This window comes from Belliella marina, from assembly GCF_042682445.1.
Lineage (GTDB): Bacteria > Bacteroidota > Bacteroidia > Cytophagales > Cyclobacteriaceae > Belliella > Belliella marina.
On record NZ_JBHUHR010000039.1, the window covers coordinates 284,984 to 302,245 of the forward strand.

Sequence of the window (17,262 nt, forward strand, 5' to 3'; positions counted from 1 at the left end):
CCACAGTATGAAAAGAATTGTCAATGAAACCCTTCGGATAATTGTAAAAATTGCGCTGAATCTTTTCTTCAAAAAAATCATAGTAGAAGGAAAACAAAACATACCTAAAAACAAAGCTATCCTGATCGTCAGCAACCATCAGAATGCCCTGATTGATCCACTTCTCATTGCCACACATTCAGGATTGAAACCATATTTTTTGACTAGGGCATCTATTTTTGGGAAATCATTTATTGCCAAGCTTTTGGATTATATCCAAATGATCCCGATATACAGAGTGAGGGATGGCGTTAGGAATATGGAAAAGAACCAGGAGACTTTTGATAAAAGCATCAATGTGCTTTTGGATAAAGGATCTATGTTGATTTTTGGGGAAGGGAGTCATAGTACTTTGAGAAATCTCAGACCAATGAAAAAAGGGTTTTCAAGAATAGCATTCCAAGCGCTTGAAAGAAACCCTGAACTGGATCTGGTGATATTGCCTGCAGCCATCAATTACAGCAACCATAACCACTCAGGTTCCATGGTAAGGGTCAGCTATGGAAATGCCATCGATCCAAAAAGCTATATGCCAAACCATGATGCATTGATTAAAGCTACGGCAGCTGAACTGGAGCCAATGATAGTGCAAATCCCCGAGACAGACTACAATGAAAAATTGCAGGAATTGATAGACCATCAGGTTGATTTGACTTCTCCCAAAGCAGTAAATGATTTTTTGGACCATGGCCCCCATACTGATACATCGGCTAAAATACCTTACCTACGCAATAAACTGATGAAATTATTCCATCTGCCTTTGTATTGGATTTGGCTGTGGATGTCTCCCAAGGTAAAAGATGAGGCATTTATTGCTACATTCAAATTTGTAATCGGCTTGGTTGGACTTCCGGTTTGGTACTTGACGGTTTATCTGCTTTTCAATTCAATCGGCGAAAAATCATGGGCTATCACCTTTCCTATTCTGGCTTTCATCTTTCTTTTCACCAATAAAAATGGGCAACAGTAGCACTAGAAGATGGGAAATACTTTTAATAATTGAGATTACTTGCCCGTTGCGGCAGATGAGATTCAAGATGCGAGAAAGTCCTGAGCTATAAGACTGAAAATAAGTGTAATGCCACAGAGTCACCTCGACGGAAGGAGAGGTCTCGTCCCGTCTATGGACAAGGAAGCCAGTGAATGAAAAAGTATCAAGTAATTTCATGACATGATAGTGCTGTGGGATATGAGTCTAAAGACAAGTTCTCTTCTTAACCTTTCAACTCGCTACACTTGTACACCCTGGCGTAGCAGCCAAGTCAAGCAACTTTAAAACTTTCGAACATTTTAACCTTTTAACATAATCCTCTACTCCTAAGTATATTTTTTTATCTTTGTACTAATCGTATAAACCCAAATTCATATTAAAATGGAACAAGATTTTCTCCCACTTTTGGGGACAGACTACATCGAATTATATGTAGGCAATGCAAAACAATCTGCACTTTATTATCAGTATGCTTTCGGTTATGAACTGATAGCCTATGCTGGGCCCGAGACTGGTATCAAGGACAGAGCATCATACGTGTTGAAACAAGATAAGATCAGACTGGTCTTGACTTCAGCCCTACACCAAGACCACCCGATATCCGAACATGTCAAAAAGCATGGAGATGGTGTCAAAGTACTGGCCCTTTGGGTTGATGATGCAGAAAAATCATGGAAAGAAACAACCTCTAGAGGAGCAGAATCCTATGATGAACCCAAAGTATTTTCTGATGAACATGGTGAAGTGAAAACCGCATCCATCAGAACTTATGGCGAAACGATCCATACTTTTGTAGAGAGAAAGAATTATAAAGGCATATTTCTTCCAGGGTACAAACCAAGAAAAAGCCAATATTCCCCTACTTCCATTGGATTAAAGTATGTAGATCATTGTGTTGGCAATGTAGGTTGGGGTGAGATGAACAAGTGGGTTGAGTTCTACGAAAATGTAATGGGATTCAAACTATTGATCACCTTTGACGATAAAGATATTTCCACTGAATATTCAGCATTGATGTCAAAAGTGGTTTCCAATGGCAACGGTTATATCAAATTCCCAATCAACGAGCCTGCAGAAGGAAAGAAAAAATCACAGATTGAGGAATATTTGGACTTCTATAATGGACCAGGGGTTCAGCATATGGCGATCGCCACTGATGACATTGTACATACAGTTTCGGAGCTGAGAAAAAGAGGCGTTGAGTTTCTGGAAGTTCCTTCTTCGTACTATGATGACTTGCTCGATAGAGTCGGTGAGATTGATGAAGATTTGCAACCGTTGAAAGACCTAAATATCCTAGTCGACAGGGATGATGAAGGCTATCTGCTTCAAATATTCACCAAACCGATCCAGGATAGGCCTACCCTGTTTTTTGAAATCATTCAGAGAAAAGGCGCCAAATCCTTCGGAAAGGGAAATTTCAAAGCGCTGTTTGAAGCCATCGAAAGAGAACAAGAATTGCGAGGCAATTTATAATGCAAAATGCTCCGGGGGTGATAAACTCCCGGAGTCTTTTTGAGCACAAAGTATAATGTACGAAGTACTAAGCTTTTTGATCTTTACTGAATGTAGAAAAGTCTTGTCAGACAGAAAACACTTGTATCTAGTGTCTTGCATCTTTGCCACGTCCTCATTTTACATGGCTTTTTTCATTTTCTCACCATCAGGTCACCTCGATCCTGAATACATTCGGGAGAGAGGTGACTTGGTGGTCATTTCGAACGTAGAGAGAAATCTCGAACTGAAATCAAGACATCCTTTTCATGTTTCACTTACTTGTCTATAGACGGGACGAGACCTCTCCTGCCGTCGAGGTGACGTAGACGTAGAAAGCTCTCGCTTCTCGGCTGTCGCTTCTTTATCTCGTCTCTTGCTTCTCATATCTCACATCTCTGTCTTGAATCTTGTGTCTTGCTTCTTGTATCTTATATCTCATTTCCCAAGTTAATTTCAACCAAATCTTTTACATTCCTGCTTTAATTTATAAATTTAAAATTCATTCAAACTTTTTCTAAAAATGACAAATACAGATCCAATGATCATTGCCAAAGCAGAAGCTTGGCTACAGAGTAATATTGATGAAAAAAGCAAGTCCGAGATTAAGGCATTGCTTGCTTCACCAGACCAAACAGAATTGATTGACTCCTTCTACCGTGACCTGGAGTTTGGCACGGGAGGATTAAGGGGGATTATGGGCGTTGGTTCCAATAGAATGAATATCTATACCATCGGTATGGCTACCCAAGGCTTGGCTAATTACCTTTTGAAGTGTTTCCCGGGAGAAGAGATTTCTGTAGCAGTCACCCACGATTGTAGAATCAACAACACACTTTTTGCTGACACCACTGCAAATGTTTTCACAGCAAATGGTATCAAAGTAAAATACTATAGGGAAATGAGACCTACCCCAATGCTTTCATTTGCCATCAGGCATTTTGGTTGCAAAAGCGGTGTGATGGTAACTGCCTCCCACAATCCAAAGGAATACAACGGATACAAAGCATATTGGGAAGATGGTGGACAGGTAGTCGCACCACACGATGTGAATATCATTACTGAAGTCCAAAAAATCACTTCGGTAGATGATGTCAATTGGAACAAAAATGATGCTTTGATCGAGTATATAGAAACTGATTTTGATTTTGTTTATCTCAATGAGGTTAAGAAAATGAGCCTTTCTCCCAATGAAATCATGTTAGAGAAAGACATGCCTATCGTATTTTCCCCAATCCATGGAGCATCTGGAAAAACTGTTCCTGCCGCATTGAAAATCTATGGTTTTGAAAACATACATATCGTCAAAGAACAGGCAGAACCTGATGGTACTTTCCCAACTGTGATCTATCCCAATCCGGAAGAAAAAGAAGCACTCAACATGGCGATTGAATTGGGTAAGAAAGTAAATGCGGAATTAGTCTTGGCTTGTGATCCTGATGGTGATCGATATGCGGCGTGTGTCCCTGATGGAAAAGGTGGCTTCGAGTTGCTCAATGGAAACCAAGGTGGATCTTTGATCACTTATTATCTATTGAGTAAATGGAGAGAATATGGCCAGCTCACAGGCGATCAGTTTATGGTCAATACCATCGTTACAACCGAGTTGATTAATGAAATTTGTGCAGGGTTCAACGTGACTTGTTACAATGTCCTAACTGGATTCAAAAACATCGCTGCCATCATCAAAGAGTTGGAAGGCAAAAAACAATTTATTGCCGGAGGTGAGGAAAGCTATGGCTACATGGTTGGTGATTTTGTAAGGGACAAGGATGCAAATTCCGCTGCAGCGATCTTTGCCGAATTGGTTGCTTACTACAAAACCAAAGGACAGTCTGTCCAGGATGTATTGGCAGAAATCTATATGGAATATGGGTTCTACAAAGAGCACCTGATTTCTGTTACCAAAAAAGGAAAAGATGGCGCTGAACAGATACAGGCATTGATGGCTGGGTATAGAAATAATAAGCCTAGTGAAATCAACGGTATCAAAGTAGTCAAAATCATCGATGTAAAAGAGAGCAAGGTATATGATTTGATCAACAATTCTGAATCTGCATTGCACATGGATAAATCCAATGTCATCCAGTTCTACCTGGAAGATGGCAGTAAGATATCGGCAAGACCATCCGGAACAGAGCCAAAGATCAAATATTACTTCTCTGTCAACGAAAAGCTTCCTAACCGTGAAGCCTACCGTGCAGTAGAGGAATCATTGGACAAAAAGATTCAGGGTCTGATGACTTATTTTGGTTAACAGATAATTTACTTAACGTCTTAGTGTTGAATTGGCGACAATTATGTATGTACCATCGACACTAAGGCGTCTTTTTCATTTAGGAAATTGAACAATTAAAACAATCCCACTTTTAAGCCTCATCATCTTCCAAAATCTCCCTCAATTCCACCCTTACAGCTTGGGAATAGGGTTTGACACCTTTTCCGACTTTTTCGGCAATGTAATAGGTAATTTGTGCTCCAAACAGAAAAATCACGACCGAATAGTATACCCAAATCAACAATACTACAAGTGAACCTGCTGTACCGTATGCTGATCCCAGGTTTGAATTCCCCATATAAATTCCAATCAGATATTTTCCCAAAGCAAAAAGCAGCATGGTGACGAATGCTCCCGTCCACGTGTCTTTCCAACGTACGTTTGCATCTGGGAGGATTTTGTACATCAATGCAAATACTGCAACCAAAATCCCCTGCGCTATAATCAAATGGCCAATTGAAGCCAATACCACTGCAATGGATTCTAAAAACTCACTGAAATAACTGAATACCACGATAATTATTGCATCCAAAACCAAAGATACCAAAAGAATAAACCCAATCGATGCAACCATTGAAAAGCTCAAAAGCCGATTGATCACAAATTTCAACAATCCCTTCTCCGGTTTGGCTTTGATGTGCCAAATGTGATTGATGGCATTTTGCAGACTGACGAATACAGTGGTCGCACTGAATGCCAATATTCCAAATGCCAGAAAATTCGAGAGAACCCCTTCTGTCTGCACTGAAAAATTCCCCATGATATCAGCCAATGTATCTGCGCTTTCCTTTCCTGCCAAACTTTCGACCTGAAGGATGATTTCTTCCTTGATTTCTGACTCTTGATAGAAGGCAGTTCCAATATTCAGGATGATTATCAATAAAGCCGGCATACTGAAAATCGTATAAAACGCAGTGCTCGCCGCAAAACTCATGGAATCACTCTTTCCAAAATCCTTGACACTATCGATTATTATTTGAAAAAAAGTGAGCTTTTTTATTCTCTTAATCATAGTTTCTGACAGTTAATATAAAATCATTCGGACTCCCACAAATCACTTAATGCATATGGACTTTTCGATCCTGTGAAAAAAGTCCCATCAATAAACCTATATTGATCCTTTATTTGCAATAATTGTTCCAAGTCTTCTTGATCAAATACTATTTCTGCTGCTTCTAGATTTTGGATTATCCTGTCTTGGTTTACAGATTTTGGAATCACAGCAATCTCCCTGTTTACAGAAAATGCCAATAAAATAGCTGCGGCACTGACACCATATTTGGAAGCCATGGATTTGATCTGTTTGTCTTCAAACAAGTTTGGTTCATCAGCTTTCTTAATTGAATTTGACCTGTCTCCCGATCCCAATGGAGCATAAGCCGTCATCAGTATACCATTTGACTTGCAGAAGCCAACAAGTTTTTCCTGTCTAAGATAGGGATGCATTTCCACCTGATTCATTTCTGGACCATCTCCACCCACTGCAATAATCTCTTTCAATTTGGCAATATTAAAGTTCGACATACCAATGTGCTTCACCAAGCCTTCTGCCTTTATTGCCTGCATGCCTCTCCATGTTTGACTCAATGGTACATCGGAGTATGTAAAATATTCCTCTCTATTTTCTGCAAACCCAACCCCTTTTTTGAAACTTATCGGCCAATGTACCAAGTATAAATCAAGGTAATCCAACTTCAAGTCTGAAAGGCTTTTCAGCAAACCTTTTTTTACATCTTCCTTCCTATGACAATCATTCCATAGTTTTGATGTGATAAAAAGTTCTTCCCTCGTGACCATTCCATCTGCAAAAGCCTTCCTGAATGCCTCGCCCACCTCATTTTCATTGTGGTAGATAGCCGCACAATCTATATGTCTATAACCTGCTTCAATAGCCCATAATATGGCCTGGTAGACCTCTCCTGGCTTGGATTTCCATGTTCCCAAACCTAAAATCGGCATTTTGTCACCATTATTGAAAGTCAATGTCTTCATAATAAATTTAGATCAAATTGTGTAATACTCCTGTAATTTACGAAATCTTTGGGGGGAAAGCATGTGTACTAATCTTTAAATTTTTCCAAATATTTCTTAAAATTATTCATTACAAACAAATGGGCTTTTGCTTGGGTGTTTATATATAAAAACCACGGCAGCCTTGGTACAAACTCATGTATGGCAGAAATCATGAATTTACCTCCCAACACTTCCCTAAACTCCAACCAGCCATAATCAAAGCGCTTTACGAGCCAGCCTCCAGTAATGTAAAACAATTGACGCTTGACATCACTTCTATCCGGAATCCAGGTCAACTGCAACATTGGTTTATTGAATGATAACAAATGGAACCCTATATCACCTTTTTCGTTTGCTTTTGCCTTGATCAATAACCTAAAGAAAAAAGGAAGCCAAACTTTGTACCTGTTTGCAACCCAAAGTGCACTGTGGTGTCGGGTATTTGGAAGTCTTTGGATACTCCGTACAGTATTTCTTATTTCCGATTTATCATTAAACTTTGGCAGAGATGGCCATTCCAAATTGGGGTCAATAGCCAGCAAAACACTCTCTTTATAGCTTAAGTATTGGATTTCTTCTATATCGAATTCCAAATCAGGATCTACGGTCAAAGTATGTTTTAGACTCTCAACGAGTGGATATACCAGTTTTTTTGGGCTTTTCCCAAAGAAGCTCACCCATAATTTTGAAAAACCTACAGAGAATATAGGAACAGAGAACACAAACCTTTTTTTGTTCATCACTTCTGCGGCTTGTTCCAACATACTCTTGTAAGTCAGCATTTCAGGATTGCCAATTTCAAAGATCTTACCATATACCTGCTCATTGCCTACACAAATATCTATTATTTTTAAAGCATCTATCAGAGAGATAGCTTGGGTATTGGACAGGGTCCACTTAGGACATACCAAAATGGGCAATCTTTTGACCAAATTGAGAATCATTTGAAACGAGGAACCTCTTGGGCCAACTATGATTCCAGCGCGCAAAGCAGTAACAGGAATGCCTCGTTGTCCGAGTGTCTGCTCTACCTCCAATCTACTCTTGAGGTGTATGGACATTTCGATCTCTTCAACTTCTTTGGGCAAAATCCCTCCCAAATAGATAATCTGCTTGATACCATTTGCTTTTGCGGCCCTAGAAAAATTGTCTGCAAGCAGTAAGTCAGTATCCTCAAAGTTTCCCTGGTTCAATCTCGTCGAGGCACTCATAGAGTGAATCAGATATATTGCATAGTCTACACCTTTCAGGGCTTCAACCGTAGAAGTAATTGAATATAATTCTACACTTCGCCATTCTACTTCTGGATCGGGGTTGGATATGACCTCTCTTCTGCTGAGGGCTATGATACGATACTTATCCTTGTACTGGTTGATAAACCAGCGGCCGACATATCCACCTGCTCCAGCTATCGCAATAGTCTTTCTCAATTAATGGGGATCTTGTGAGGTTAGCAATAATGCTTCAACTGCTTTTCTTCCCGAAGTCATGGCTGCATTGACTGAACCATTCAACAAATAGTCCCCAGCCAAAAATATATGGTCGAAAATTCTAGAGTTTGTGAATGGCAAATCCGCTTTCATATCTTCTACATCGGGAAGCGCTTCATTGATCTGGTAAGTTTTGATATGCTTAAAATGCTTCGCCGCTATACCCGACAGCGCTTCCAGTTCAATACGTACCAATTGGTCCAAGCTCTCTTGATTTTCTACACCTTTCACCACAGAAACAGAGAGTAAAGCTTTACCGTTTATACTGTAAGTTTTACTTACATCTGTCGCAAATACAATATTGTTTATCAAAAACTTATCTTCTGTCACCAAACCAATCAAAGGTTGTGCAAGAAATGATTTTTCAAGTGAAAAATACAAATTATAAACCGACCTATATGACTTCAATTGCCCTTGCATTTGGGGTAATAACCTATCAGGTCTACATGCAATAATGATTTTATCAGCCTGAAGAATTTCCCCGTTTTTCAAAATTACCTGATGATCCTCAATTTTCTCCACTTGCGTATTCAGGCGAAGATCAGTCTTGTGTAACTTTGACCTCAACTGCTCTGGGATCATCTTCATTCCTCCTTCTGGGATTGCAGCAAAGCCTTCACCAAACATTTTGAAAACAAACTGGAACATTCTCGATGAGGTATTCAAGTCATTCTCCAAAAAAACACCACTGAAAAATGGCTTGAAAAATTGTCCTATTATCTTTTCCGAAAAGCCATATTGCTTTAGAAAGTCCATTGTTGACATGTCATTGGATTCGAAAATATCATCAATGGTCTTTTTATTCAATTCTTTGTTGAGTTTGAAGATTTTCAACTTATCTACCAAAGTACCTACAGGAGAAAAAGCCATACCGAATATAGCGGAAGGGTTTCTTCCGGGATCATGAATGGTAAAAGCCCCGCCTGGTTTCAAAATAATCGCACCAGAATCAAATTTTCTGAGTTTTAATGCTTCATAATCCAGGTATCTCCTAGCCTCAGGATATGCTGTAAGAAGAACCTGAAAGCCTCTATCCAATAAGAAACCATCTACTTCGTCGGTAGCTATTCTTCCTCCAACCCTATCTCCTGCCTCCAGTATAACTGGACTGATCCCTGATCGCTCAAGTTCATATGCTGCGATTAGTCCAGATACTCCTGCTCCAATTACAATGACTTTCATACGTTATTTAGTGCTGTTGTTTAACAAGTAGACCAATTTAAAGCCAAATTGTTTTCCTAAATCAAGAATTTCGCTGTTTAGCATGATTTTAATATTGGTAGAATCCACATTTGAGAATAATTGGATTTCAAAATTCTGACCAATATCGTTTTTGCTTAAAACAATGGGAATCTACATATTCTCACATTGATCAAAGAAGAAAATCTATCCCAGTCAGGGAAATGGTAAACCCTTCAAGGGTTTACCACTTTAAAATTGTTAAAATCTATTCCACTGCTATCCCTGTAAAAAAGCTTTGATCCCAATTTTAAAGCCACTATTTTCATAATCATAAGATGAGATATTGCCAATGAAAATTAAGCTGATTACAATCGCCATACTAACTATGTGCTCCACCACTGTGATAGCGCAAAACAGGTATTTTCCTCCCAAAGGGGATTGGGAAAAGAAGCAACCTTCCGAATTGAAAGCCAATCCTCTCAGACTTAAAGAAGCTGTCGATTTTGCCATTGACAGCGAAAGCAATGCCGACAAAAACCTCAAACTGGCACATTATCAAAGTGCATTCGGCAGGGAGCCTTTTGGTTACCCAATTGGTCCCATGAAAAACAGAGGGTCTGCCACTGGATTGGTCATCTACAAGGGATATGTCATTGTCGAATGGGGAGATCCACTGCGAGTTGACCTTACGTTCAGTGTTGCAAAAAGCATTCTCTCCACTACGGTCGGTTTGGCAGTAGATCAAGGTTTGATAAATAGTGAAAAAGACTTGGTCTATCCATACATGGCACCAATCATTCCTTATATTCCCCACAGAATGCAGATGAACAAAGCTGACCATGTAGATACCGAAGACGTTATTGATCTGTTTTCCACAGAACACAATAAAAAAATCACATGGGAACACCTCCTAAGACAAACTTCCGATTGGGAAGGGACGCTTTGGGGGAAACCTGATTGGGCAGATCGACCTCAGGGAAATTCATCTGCTTGGTTGGATAGGGATAGAGATGAACCCGGCACAGTCTATAAGTACAATGACACCAGGGTCAATGTGCTGGCTTTGGCAGCAATGAACGTATGGAGAAAACCACTTCCTGTAATTCTCAAAGAACTGGTAATGGATAAAATCGGGGCTTCTTCGACCTGGAGATGGACTGGCTATGAAAATTCCTTTGTACTCATCGATGGACAAATCATGCAAGCCGTCAGCGGTGGATCCCACTGGGGAGGTGGGATGTTTATTTCAGCCTATGACCAAGCGAGATTTGGCTATTTGACTATGAACAAGGGAAATTGGGATGGTGAACAAATCATTTCTGAATCATGGATCAGCAAATCCCTTAGCCCTACCCCTGCTCAGACCAATTATGGGTTTATGAATTATTTCCTCAACACAGATAAAAAAGAAATCCCATCTGCCCCAGAATCAGCCTTCTTCCACCTCGGTGCCGGTACCAATATGATCTATGTAGATCCCGAAAATGACCTTGTCATCGTCACAAGATGGATCGAAAACAGCAAGAAAGCAGAATTGGTTAAGATGGTGTTGGAAGCTATCGGGAAATGAATTGATGCTATTAATCTATATTATTTTGAAATGATTAATGAAATTAATTACATATTGGAAGATTGGAAAAACTTGCTCCGATTCTCGGGGTTGAAAGATTTTCGTTTTTGGGATACATTTTATTTTCATTTACTTTGTTAAGTTGAATTCCAAAATTTTAAAAGTTTTTACTTTAATTCCACCTTCAACAAGGTGCCAATTTCTTATTTTACACTATTATCATTTAGCAACCATGCAAGAAACCTGGATATTCAAACTTGAACCAGATGAAAATTCCAAAGATGTCCAAGTCAAGAGAGTTTTGGAAAAAGAACAAAAGGATCTTGGGATTTTTCTTTCTTACTATTTCAAAAAGGAAGGTGCTGTCACAGAGAATGTCAGATTGAAAGGTAATGTGCTTTTTATTGATGGATTGAATGGCAAGTTCACTCTGGATTTTGATTTGGTTCATTTCAATGCCTGTCTGAACATCCATGATACCAATCGGGAAGAGATGCAGATCAACTTTGAAATATCAAATGATATGACCGAAATCAAATTGGTTGGTCCATATTTCCCCGAAAGAGGAATGGATGAAATATGAAATACATACAGGGAAGGCTTAAGAAGATGTGGACAAACTTTTCCAAAGTTTTGAACTTTGGAAAAGTTAGCCCTTCAGACGCTATTTAGTCACATTTTCAATTCCCAATTCAACAAATCATCAATCCGCAATCATCAATCAAGAATTGCTTTCGGGATCGAGGTGACGTAGTTGTAGAAAGCACACTCAAATCTCACATCACCATGTCTCAAATCTTGACTCCTGTCAGTTTGTTTCTCGCATCTCGCTTCTAGTCTCTCAAAAATCACCCCCTTCTGATTTCCAGGTTCAGATCAGAAAATTCTTTTTGCTCTATAAATGGTTGACTCCTTAATCTCCTGCCAGTAGCTGCGTATATCGCATTTGCAATGGCACCTCCGGTGGGTGGCAATGCCGGTTCTCCCAATCCAGTTGGATCATAGCCACTGTCAACATAATGTAATTCGACTTCAGGAATTTCCTTCATCCTGATCAATCTATAAGAATCAAAGTTCTTTTGCTTGGGAAGCCCATTTTCAAAAGTCAAATTTCCAAACATTGCATGGCCCATACCATCCACGATTCCTCCCCTCACTTGGTGGTTTGCACCTGTAGGATTGACCACAATACCACAATCAGTACTTGCTATGATCTTTTTTAAGATTGGTTGGTTATTTTCCATTTCGATATTGGCAACTTGGGCTACATAAGACCTGTGGGAAAAATAAACAGAGAATCCCTGCTTCACATTGCTATCTTTTCCCCAATTGGATTTTTCAGCTACATCTTTGATCACTCCAATCATTCTATCCACATCATAGTTAACTGACCCTACCGGCGAGTTCTTTGCTTTCTGCAAAAGGTCTAACCTAAACTGCACTGGGTCTTTTTGAACTTCCATAGCGACCTCATCCAAAAATGATTGTTCTGCATAAGCCAAGAAATTCGTAATCGGAGCTCTCCATGCGTTGGTGGTAATGGAGGATTCATAATTGACATTTTCAATCAATACATTCTCCACTGCACCCGATGGGAAATTATCCTGTCTTACGGAATTCCCTGCATTCATGCCTACTCCCCTAAGCTTATAGCCAACCATATTCCCCTCTTCATCCAAAGCTGCGGAGAACCTATACCTCACTGCTGGCCTATATGCACCCCCTGTCATATCATCTTCCCTACTCCATGTCACTTTCACTGGAGCATTCATCCTTTTGGAAATTTCCACTGCTTCCAATACGTAATCAGCCCTGAGTCTCCTGCCGAACCCACCCCCTAGCCTGGTGATTTCTACACTGATATTTTCCTTTGGAATTCCAAGCAGATTTGCCGTTTGGACCCTGGCTGCATCAGGTGTTTGTGTTGGTCCTATCAACTCAACCTGGCCCTCTTTTACATCTGCGAAAAAATTCATCGGCTCCATCGGTGAATGGGACAAAAACGGGCATTGATATTCACTGGTGACGATTTTTGAGGCATTTTTAAAAGCGGAAACAACATCGCCATCTTCACGCATAACCCTTGCACCCTTGCTATCCAATAGCTCTTTGAAGAGCTGGTCATGGTCTAGGGTACTTTCTACTTTTCCATCAGCCTCATAGGCGATGTTCAGTATTTTTTTTGCTTTCATCAGTGGCCAAGTAGACGAGCCTACTAAAGCTACGCTATTATTAAAGACGATGATATCTTGAATTCCGGCAACTTTACGGGCTTCTGAATCATCTACAGATTTAATTTTCATCCCAAATGGAGGTCTTTGCACCATCGCATGCAACATTCCTTCCCTGTAAAAATCCAAACCATAGAGAGGCCTACCTGTGAACATATCCTGATTGTCCACGTTTTTGATAGGTGTTCCTATGATTTTGAAATCTTTGGGATCTTTGAACAATACTTCTTCGGGAGCTTCAAGTTGCGCAGCTACAAGCACTACTTCACCATAACTCAATTTTTCACCACTGTCTTTGTGATAAATCATTCCTTTTTCTGTCGTCAACGTATTTCTGTCAACTCCTAAGCGTGTGGCAGCAGCTGTCACAAGAAGATGTCTTGCGGTAGCTCCAGCTTTCCTCAACCTTTCCCAAGAATGTGGCATGGCGCCGGAACCACCGGTCAATTGCCTTTCATATTTTTCCGTATCTAATGGAGCCTGCAGTACCCTTACCCTTTCCCAATCAGCATCCAACTCCTCGGCGACTACCATTGGAAATGAGGTCTTGATATTTTGTCCCAATTCTGGATTTGGGGAATATATGACAACATCACCATCGGGAGTAATGGATATAAAGCTGTTGAAGTCAGTTGCCTTGGCTAGGATTTCCTCATTGCTGAGAACCTGGATTTTTGGAGAATCACAGCCTGACCAATAGAATCCTATAAACAATCCACCCGTAGCAGTGGCTGCCAATTTGAGAAAGTCCCTTCTGTTTGTTTTGATTGTATCTCCCATGATTATTTGGATTTTGAAGCTAATGCCACGGCTTCACGGATTTTATGATAAGTACCACATCTACAAAGATTTCTATTCATTGCTTCATCGATTTCCTCCAATGAAGGCTTGGGGGTTTTCTTCAAAAATGAAGCTGCATTCATGATTTGTCCTGCTTGACAATACCCACATTGGGCTACATCTACTTCGTTCCATGCTTTTTGAACTGGATGGTCTCCATTTTCGGAAAGTCCTTCTATTGTAGTGATTTTATCATTTTCTATGCTGGAAATAGGCAAAACACAGGAAAAAGTAGCTTCTCCATTGATATGGACTGTGCAAGCACCACATTGGGCTATTCCACAGGAATATTTGGTGCCTACAAGCCCTAGATGGTCTCTCAGCACCCAGAGCAGCGGAGTATCTTCTTCAACGTCTACTTCATAATTCTTCCCATTGATTCGAAGGTTGTAATTTGCCATAGCTTGATGCGGTTAGTTTTGCCATTGAATTTAAGAAATTTATAGGTTTTATCTATATCAGTCTCCGCCTTAGTTCCATGAAATTTGATGAACCGCATAAATAAAATTTAAATGGAATTGATGGAACGCGGGTGACACTGATAAAGCTGATGGTCACTGATTTTTTTGATAGTGAAGGTTTAAATACTTGTTACGTCATTCTTGACCATACTTTGTACATGATACTTAGTACTCGAAAATCTGCGGAATCTGGGAGCTATTTCAAAATGAAATCCAATTGGAATTGATGGAACGCTGATGACACTGATAGAGCTGATGGTCACTGATTTTTTGATAGTGAAGGTTTAAATATTTGCTACGTCATTCTTGACCATACTTTGTACATGATACCTTGTACTCGAAAATCTGCGGAATCTGGGAGCTATTTCAAAATGAAATCCAAGTTGGAGTTGATGGAACGCTGATGACACCGATATAGCTGATCGTCACTGATTTTTGACCAAATCAACAAAGACCTAAAACCTGCTACTAAACTCTTGGTACTTCATACATCATACTTTGTACTTAAAATATCTACGGAATCTGCACGCTATCCAAAAGAAAAACCAGAATCATTAAGGGTAAAAATAAGATCTTGGCTTATATTTAATATTTCGAATCAATCAACATAACAATCAAACCTATTATGAAAAAAATAAATGCTGCTATTGTCGGTACTGGATTCATTGGCCCGGCACATTTGGAAGCCCTTAGAAGATTGCCAAATATTGAAGTTGTTGCACTTTGTGAAGTCAATATCGATTTAGCAAGAGAAAAAGCAGCAATTCTTGGTATTCCGAATGCCTACACCTTTGAGGAAATGCTTCAAAATCCAGACATCGATGTTGTGCATATTTGTACCCCAAATTTCCTGCATTATTCACAATCCAAAGCTGCTTTACTAGCTGGCAAACATGTTGTATGTGAAAAACCTTTGGCAACCAAGATCGAGGAAGCTGAAGAATTGGTTGCTTTGGCAAAAGAAAAAGGGCTTGTAAACGCCGTTCATTTCAACCTTCGCTATTATCCTATGGTAAGACAGATGAAGACCTTGAGGGAAAGTGGAGAGTTGGGTGATATTTACAGCATCATGGGGTCTTATCTCCAAGATTGGTTGTTTCTGCAAACAGATTACAACTGGAGATTGGAACCTGACAAATCAGGTGATTCCAGGGCTATCGCAGATATAGGTTCCCATTTATTGGATTTGACTGAATATGTGACAGGATTGAAAATCACGGAAGTGATGGCAGATTTTTCGACTGTCCACAAGACTAGATTGAAGCCTTTGAAGGCTATTGAAACATATTCTGGCAAGATATTAAGCCCATCAGATTATGAAGAAGTCCCTATCAATACAGAAGACCATGCTACGGTAATGCTGAGGTTTGATAACGGAAATAAGGGCTCTGTCACTGTGTCCCAAGTGAATGCAGGTAGAAAAAACCGTTTGAATATAGAAATTGCAGGAAGCAAGTCCAATTTTGAATGGTGTTCAGAAAAACCCAATGAAATGTGGATTGGAAAAAGGGAAACAGCAAATCAACAACTGATGAAAGATCCTGCCTTGTTTTCGATGGAAGCAGCTAGGCTGATCAGTTTTCCTGGTGGACACAATGAGGGCTTCCCGGACACGTCCAAGCAGATGTTTAAGGAAGTCTATGCTGCTGTTAGGGAAGGAAAGCAACCTTCTGCCCCATCATTCCCTACTTTTGAAGATGGGCTTAGGGAGTTGCTGATCTGCGAGCGAATCATCGAAAGCCATAGAAAACAGGCTTGGGTGAAGATCTAATTGATATGAGGGTGGGTATGGAATATTATTTTATATCCACTCTATTGTACCTGCATTTATCAGGAAATCGCTTTTTCCAAAAATCTTCGAAGGTTGTCCAATTTGGTGGATTGGTCTGTGGGGACACAGTCCAATGGTGATAAAATTCAAACCCTCGAAGGGATTGAATTTCGAAATTGTTAAAAGTTATTTCCTACTGCAAGTATGGATTGGGAAGAGAAAGTTTAGGGTTGGTGAATTTTTGACTGAGTTCAGCGATAATGTTGGCTGTAAAATAATCTCTTGCAATAAACACCAAAACAAACTAACTTTCAATAGTTTAAAAAAACTCGTATTAACTCAAATAAAAACATGAAACAATCAATCTTTAAGAAATTCGGCTTGTTGGCATTATTGTTCACTACGGTAAGCCTTTTTGCATCTGCCCAAGATGAAAAGCCAAGTCCGGCAAAAACTGCCGAAGGGGAAATCAATGGTGCAAAGATCACTATCAATTACAGCAGTCCTGCTGTAAAAGGAAGAACTATTTGGGGTGAACTGGTTCCGCTTGGACAAATATGGAGAGCAGGAGCAAATGATGCAACGACTATTGAGTTTAGCAAAGATGTAAAAGTCCAGGGGAAAGAATTGGCTGCTGGAAAATACAGTTTTTTCATAATTCCAGGAGAAATGGAGTCCACGTTTATATTCAACAAGGTAGCAAAGCAGTGGGGAGCTTATTCCTATGACCAAGCTGAAGATGCCTTAAGGGTAAGTGTTCCTTCTGGCCAAAGCTCAACTTTGGAAGAAAGATTGGTCTATGAAATCACAGATTCTGGATTTGAAGTTCGTTGGGAATACGGCAGAGCTGCAGCAAGAATTGAATAAAAGTTAAGAACTGAATTATTTAACTCCGCTTTCTG

Annotated in this window: 13 protein-coding genes; 7 read left to right on the top strand and 6 right to left on the bottom strand. The window is 39.8% G+C overall.

What is annotated here, in order from left to right; translation table 11 throughout:
* Positions 1-7: 7 nt before the first annotated feature.
* From ACFSKL_RS15110 to ACFSKL_RS15120, 3 genes are all read left to right on the top strand, one after another.
* On the top strand, positions 8-1,009 hold the full coding sequence (locus ACFSKL_RS15110; protein ID WP_376887151.1) for a 1-acyl-sn-glycerol-3-phosphate acyltransferase: 1,002 nt from the start codon (positions 8-10) through the stop codon (positions 1,007-1,009).
* A 402-nt stretch (positions 1,010-1,411) separates the two neighbouring features.
* A complete protein-coding gene (hppD, locus tag ACFSKL_RS15115) occupies positions 1,412-2,506 on the top strand; it encodes a 4-hydroxyphenylpyruvate dioxygenase (protein WP_376887152.1) in 1,095 nt (364 codons plus the stop codon).
* A 541-nt stretch (positions 2,507-3,047) separates the two neighbouring features.
* Positions 3,048-4,781: a phospho-sugar mutase gene (locus tag ACFSKL_RS15120; protein WP_376887153.1), complete on the top strand. Its 1,734-nt coding sequence runs from the start codon at positions 3,048-3,050 to the stop codon at positions 4,779-4,781.
* Between the two features lie 112 nt (positions 4,782-4,893).
* On the opposite strand, the gene ACFSKL_RS15125 is transcribed toward ACFSKL_RS15120, so the two are convergent.
* From ACFSKL_RS15125 to ACFSKL_RS15140, 4 genes are all read right to left on the bottom strand, one after another.
* Entirely contained in the window at positions 4,894-5,814 is a 921-nt protein-coding gene (locus tag ACFSKL_RS15125; protein ID WP_376887154.1) for a YihY/virulence factor BrkB family protein, read from the bottom strand.
* 23 nt (positions 5,815-5,837) lie between these two features.
* Positions 5,838-6,794, bottom strand: coding sequence for an aldo/keto reductase (locus ACFSKL_RS15130; protein ID WP_376887155.1), 957 nt, complete (start codon positions 6,792-6,794; stop codon positions 5,838-5,840).
* A 68-nt stretch (positions 6,795-6,862) separates the two neighbouring features.
* On the bottom strand, positions 6,863-8,245 hold the full coding sequence (locus tag ACFSKL_RS15135; RefSeq protein WP_376887156.1) for an NmrA family NAD(P)-binding protein: 1,383 nt from the start codon (positions 8,243-8,245) through the stop codon (positions 6,863-6,865).
* Positions 8,246-9,487 (bottom strand): protoporphyrinogen/coproporphyrinogen oxidase, encoded by a 1,242-nt coding sequence (locus ACFSKL_RS15140; RefSeq protein ID WP_376887158.1) that lies wholly within the window; start codon positions 9,485-9,487, stop codon positions 8,246-8,248.
* Between the two features lie 349 nt (positions 9,488-9,836).
* Here ACFSKL_RS15140 and ACFSKL_RS15145 point away from each other — a divergent pair, with 349 nt between their 5' ends.
* Together ACFSKL_RS15145 and ACFSKL_RS15150 are read left to right on the top strand one after the other, a co-directional pair.
* Positions 9,837-11,057, top strand: a complete 1,221-nt coding sequence (locus ACFSKL_RS15145; protein ID WP_376887159.1) for a serine hydrolase domain-containing protein — start codon at positions 9,837-9,839, stop codon at positions 11,055-11,057.
* Positions 11,058-11,289: 232 nt separating this feature from the next.
* The gene (locus tag ACFSKL_RS15150; protein ID WP_376887160.1) at positions 11,290-11,640 is read left to right on the top strand and encodes a hypothetical protein; all 351 of its coding nucleotides are present in this window, start codon (positions 11,290-11,292) and stop codon (positions 11,638-11,640) included.
* A 265-nt stretch (positions 11,641-11,905) separates the two neighbouring features.
* Here ACFSKL_RS15150 and ACFSKL_RS15155 read toward each other — a convergent pair whose 3' ends face one another.
* The gene (locus tag ACFSKL_RS15155; protein WP_376887161.1) at positions 11,906-14,068 is read right to left on the bottom strand and encodes a molybdopterin cofactor-binding domain-containing protein; all 2,163 of its coding nucleotides are present in this window, start codon (positions 14,066-14,068) and stop codon (positions 11,906-11,908) included.
* A 2-nt stretch (positions 14,069-14,070) separates the two neighbouring features.
* Entirely contained in the window at positions 14,071-14,529 is a 459-nt protein-coding gene (locus ACFSKL_RS15160; protein WP_376887163.1) for a (2Fe-2S)-binding protein, read from the bottom strand.
* Positions 14,530-15,214: 685 nt separating this feature from the next.
* On the opposite strand from ACFSKL_RS15160, the gene ACFSKL_RS15165 reads away from it, so the two are divergent.
* Together ACFSKL_RS15165 and ACFSKL_RS15170 are read left to right on the top strand one after the other, a co-directional pair.
* On the top strand, positions 15,215-16,360 hold the full coding sequence (locus ACFSKL_RS15165; RefSeq protein ID WP_376887164.1) for a Gfo/Idh/MocA family protein: 1,146 nt from the start codon (positions 15,215-15,217) through the stop codon (positions 16,358-16,360).
* 351 nt (positions 16,361-16,711) lie between these two features.
* Positions 16,712-17,227, top strand: a complete 516-nt coding sequence (locus ACFSKL_RS15170) for a DUF2911 domain-containing protein (RefSeq protein ID WP_376887165.1) — start codon at positions 16,712-16,714, stop codon at positions 17,225-17,227.
* Positions 17,228-17,262: the final 35 nt, after the last annotated feature.

What these genes read in the sequence shown, in the direction of transcription:
- ACFSKL_RS15110 (WP_376887151.1), top strand. Translation starts at nt 8, where the DNA reads ATGAAAAGAATTGTCAATGAAACCCTTCGGATAATTGTAAAAATTGCG.
- hppD (WP_376887152.1), top strand. Translation starts at nt 1,412, where the DNA reads ATGGAACAAGATTTTCTCCCACTTTTGGGGACAGACTACATCGAATTA.
- ACFSKL_RS15120 (WP_376887153.1), top strand. Translation starts at nt 3,048, where the DNA reads ATGACAAATACAGATCCAATGATCATTGCCAAAGCAGAAGCTTGGCTA.
- ACFSKL_RS15125 (WP_376887154.1), bottom strand. Translation starts at nt 5,814, where the DNA reads ATGATTAAGAGAATAAAAAAGCTCACTTTTTTTCAAATAATAATCGAT.
- ACFSKL_RS15130 (WP_376887155.1), bottom strand. Translation starts at nt 6,794, where the DNA reads ATGAAGACATTGACTTTCAATAATGGTGACAAAATGCCGATTTTAGGT.
- ACFSKL_RS15140 (WP_376887158.1), bottom strand. Translation starts at nt 9,487, where the DNA reads ATGAAAGTCATTGTAATTGGAGCAGGAGTATCTGGACTAATCGCAGCA.
- ACFSKL_RS15145 (WP_376887159.1), top strand. Translation starts at nt 9,837, where the DNA reads ATGAAAATTAAGCTGATTACAATCGCCATACTAACTATGTGCTCCACC.
- ACFSKL_RS15150 (WP_376887160.1), top strand. Translation starts at nt 11,290, where the DNA reads ATGCAAGAAACCTGGATATTCAAACTTGAACCAGATGAAAATTCCAAA.
- ACFSKL_RS15155 (WP_376887161.1), bottom strand. Translation starts at nt 14,068, where the DNA reads ATGGGAGATACAATCAAAACAAACAGAAGGGACTTTCTCAAATTGGCA.
- ACFSKL_RS15160 (WP_376887163.1), bottom strand. Translation starts at nt 14,529, where the DNA reads ATGGCAAATTACAACCTTCGAATCAATGGGAAGAATTATGAAGTAGAC.
- ACFSKL_RS15165 (WP_376887164.1), top strand. Translation starts at nt 15,215, where the DNA reads ATGAAAAAAATAAATGCTGCTATTGTCGGTACTGGATTCATTGGCCCG.
- ACFSKL_RS15170 (WP_376887165.1), top strand. Translation starts at nt 16,712, where the DNA reads ATGAAACAATCAATCTTTAAGAAATTCGGCTTGTTGGCATTATTGTTC.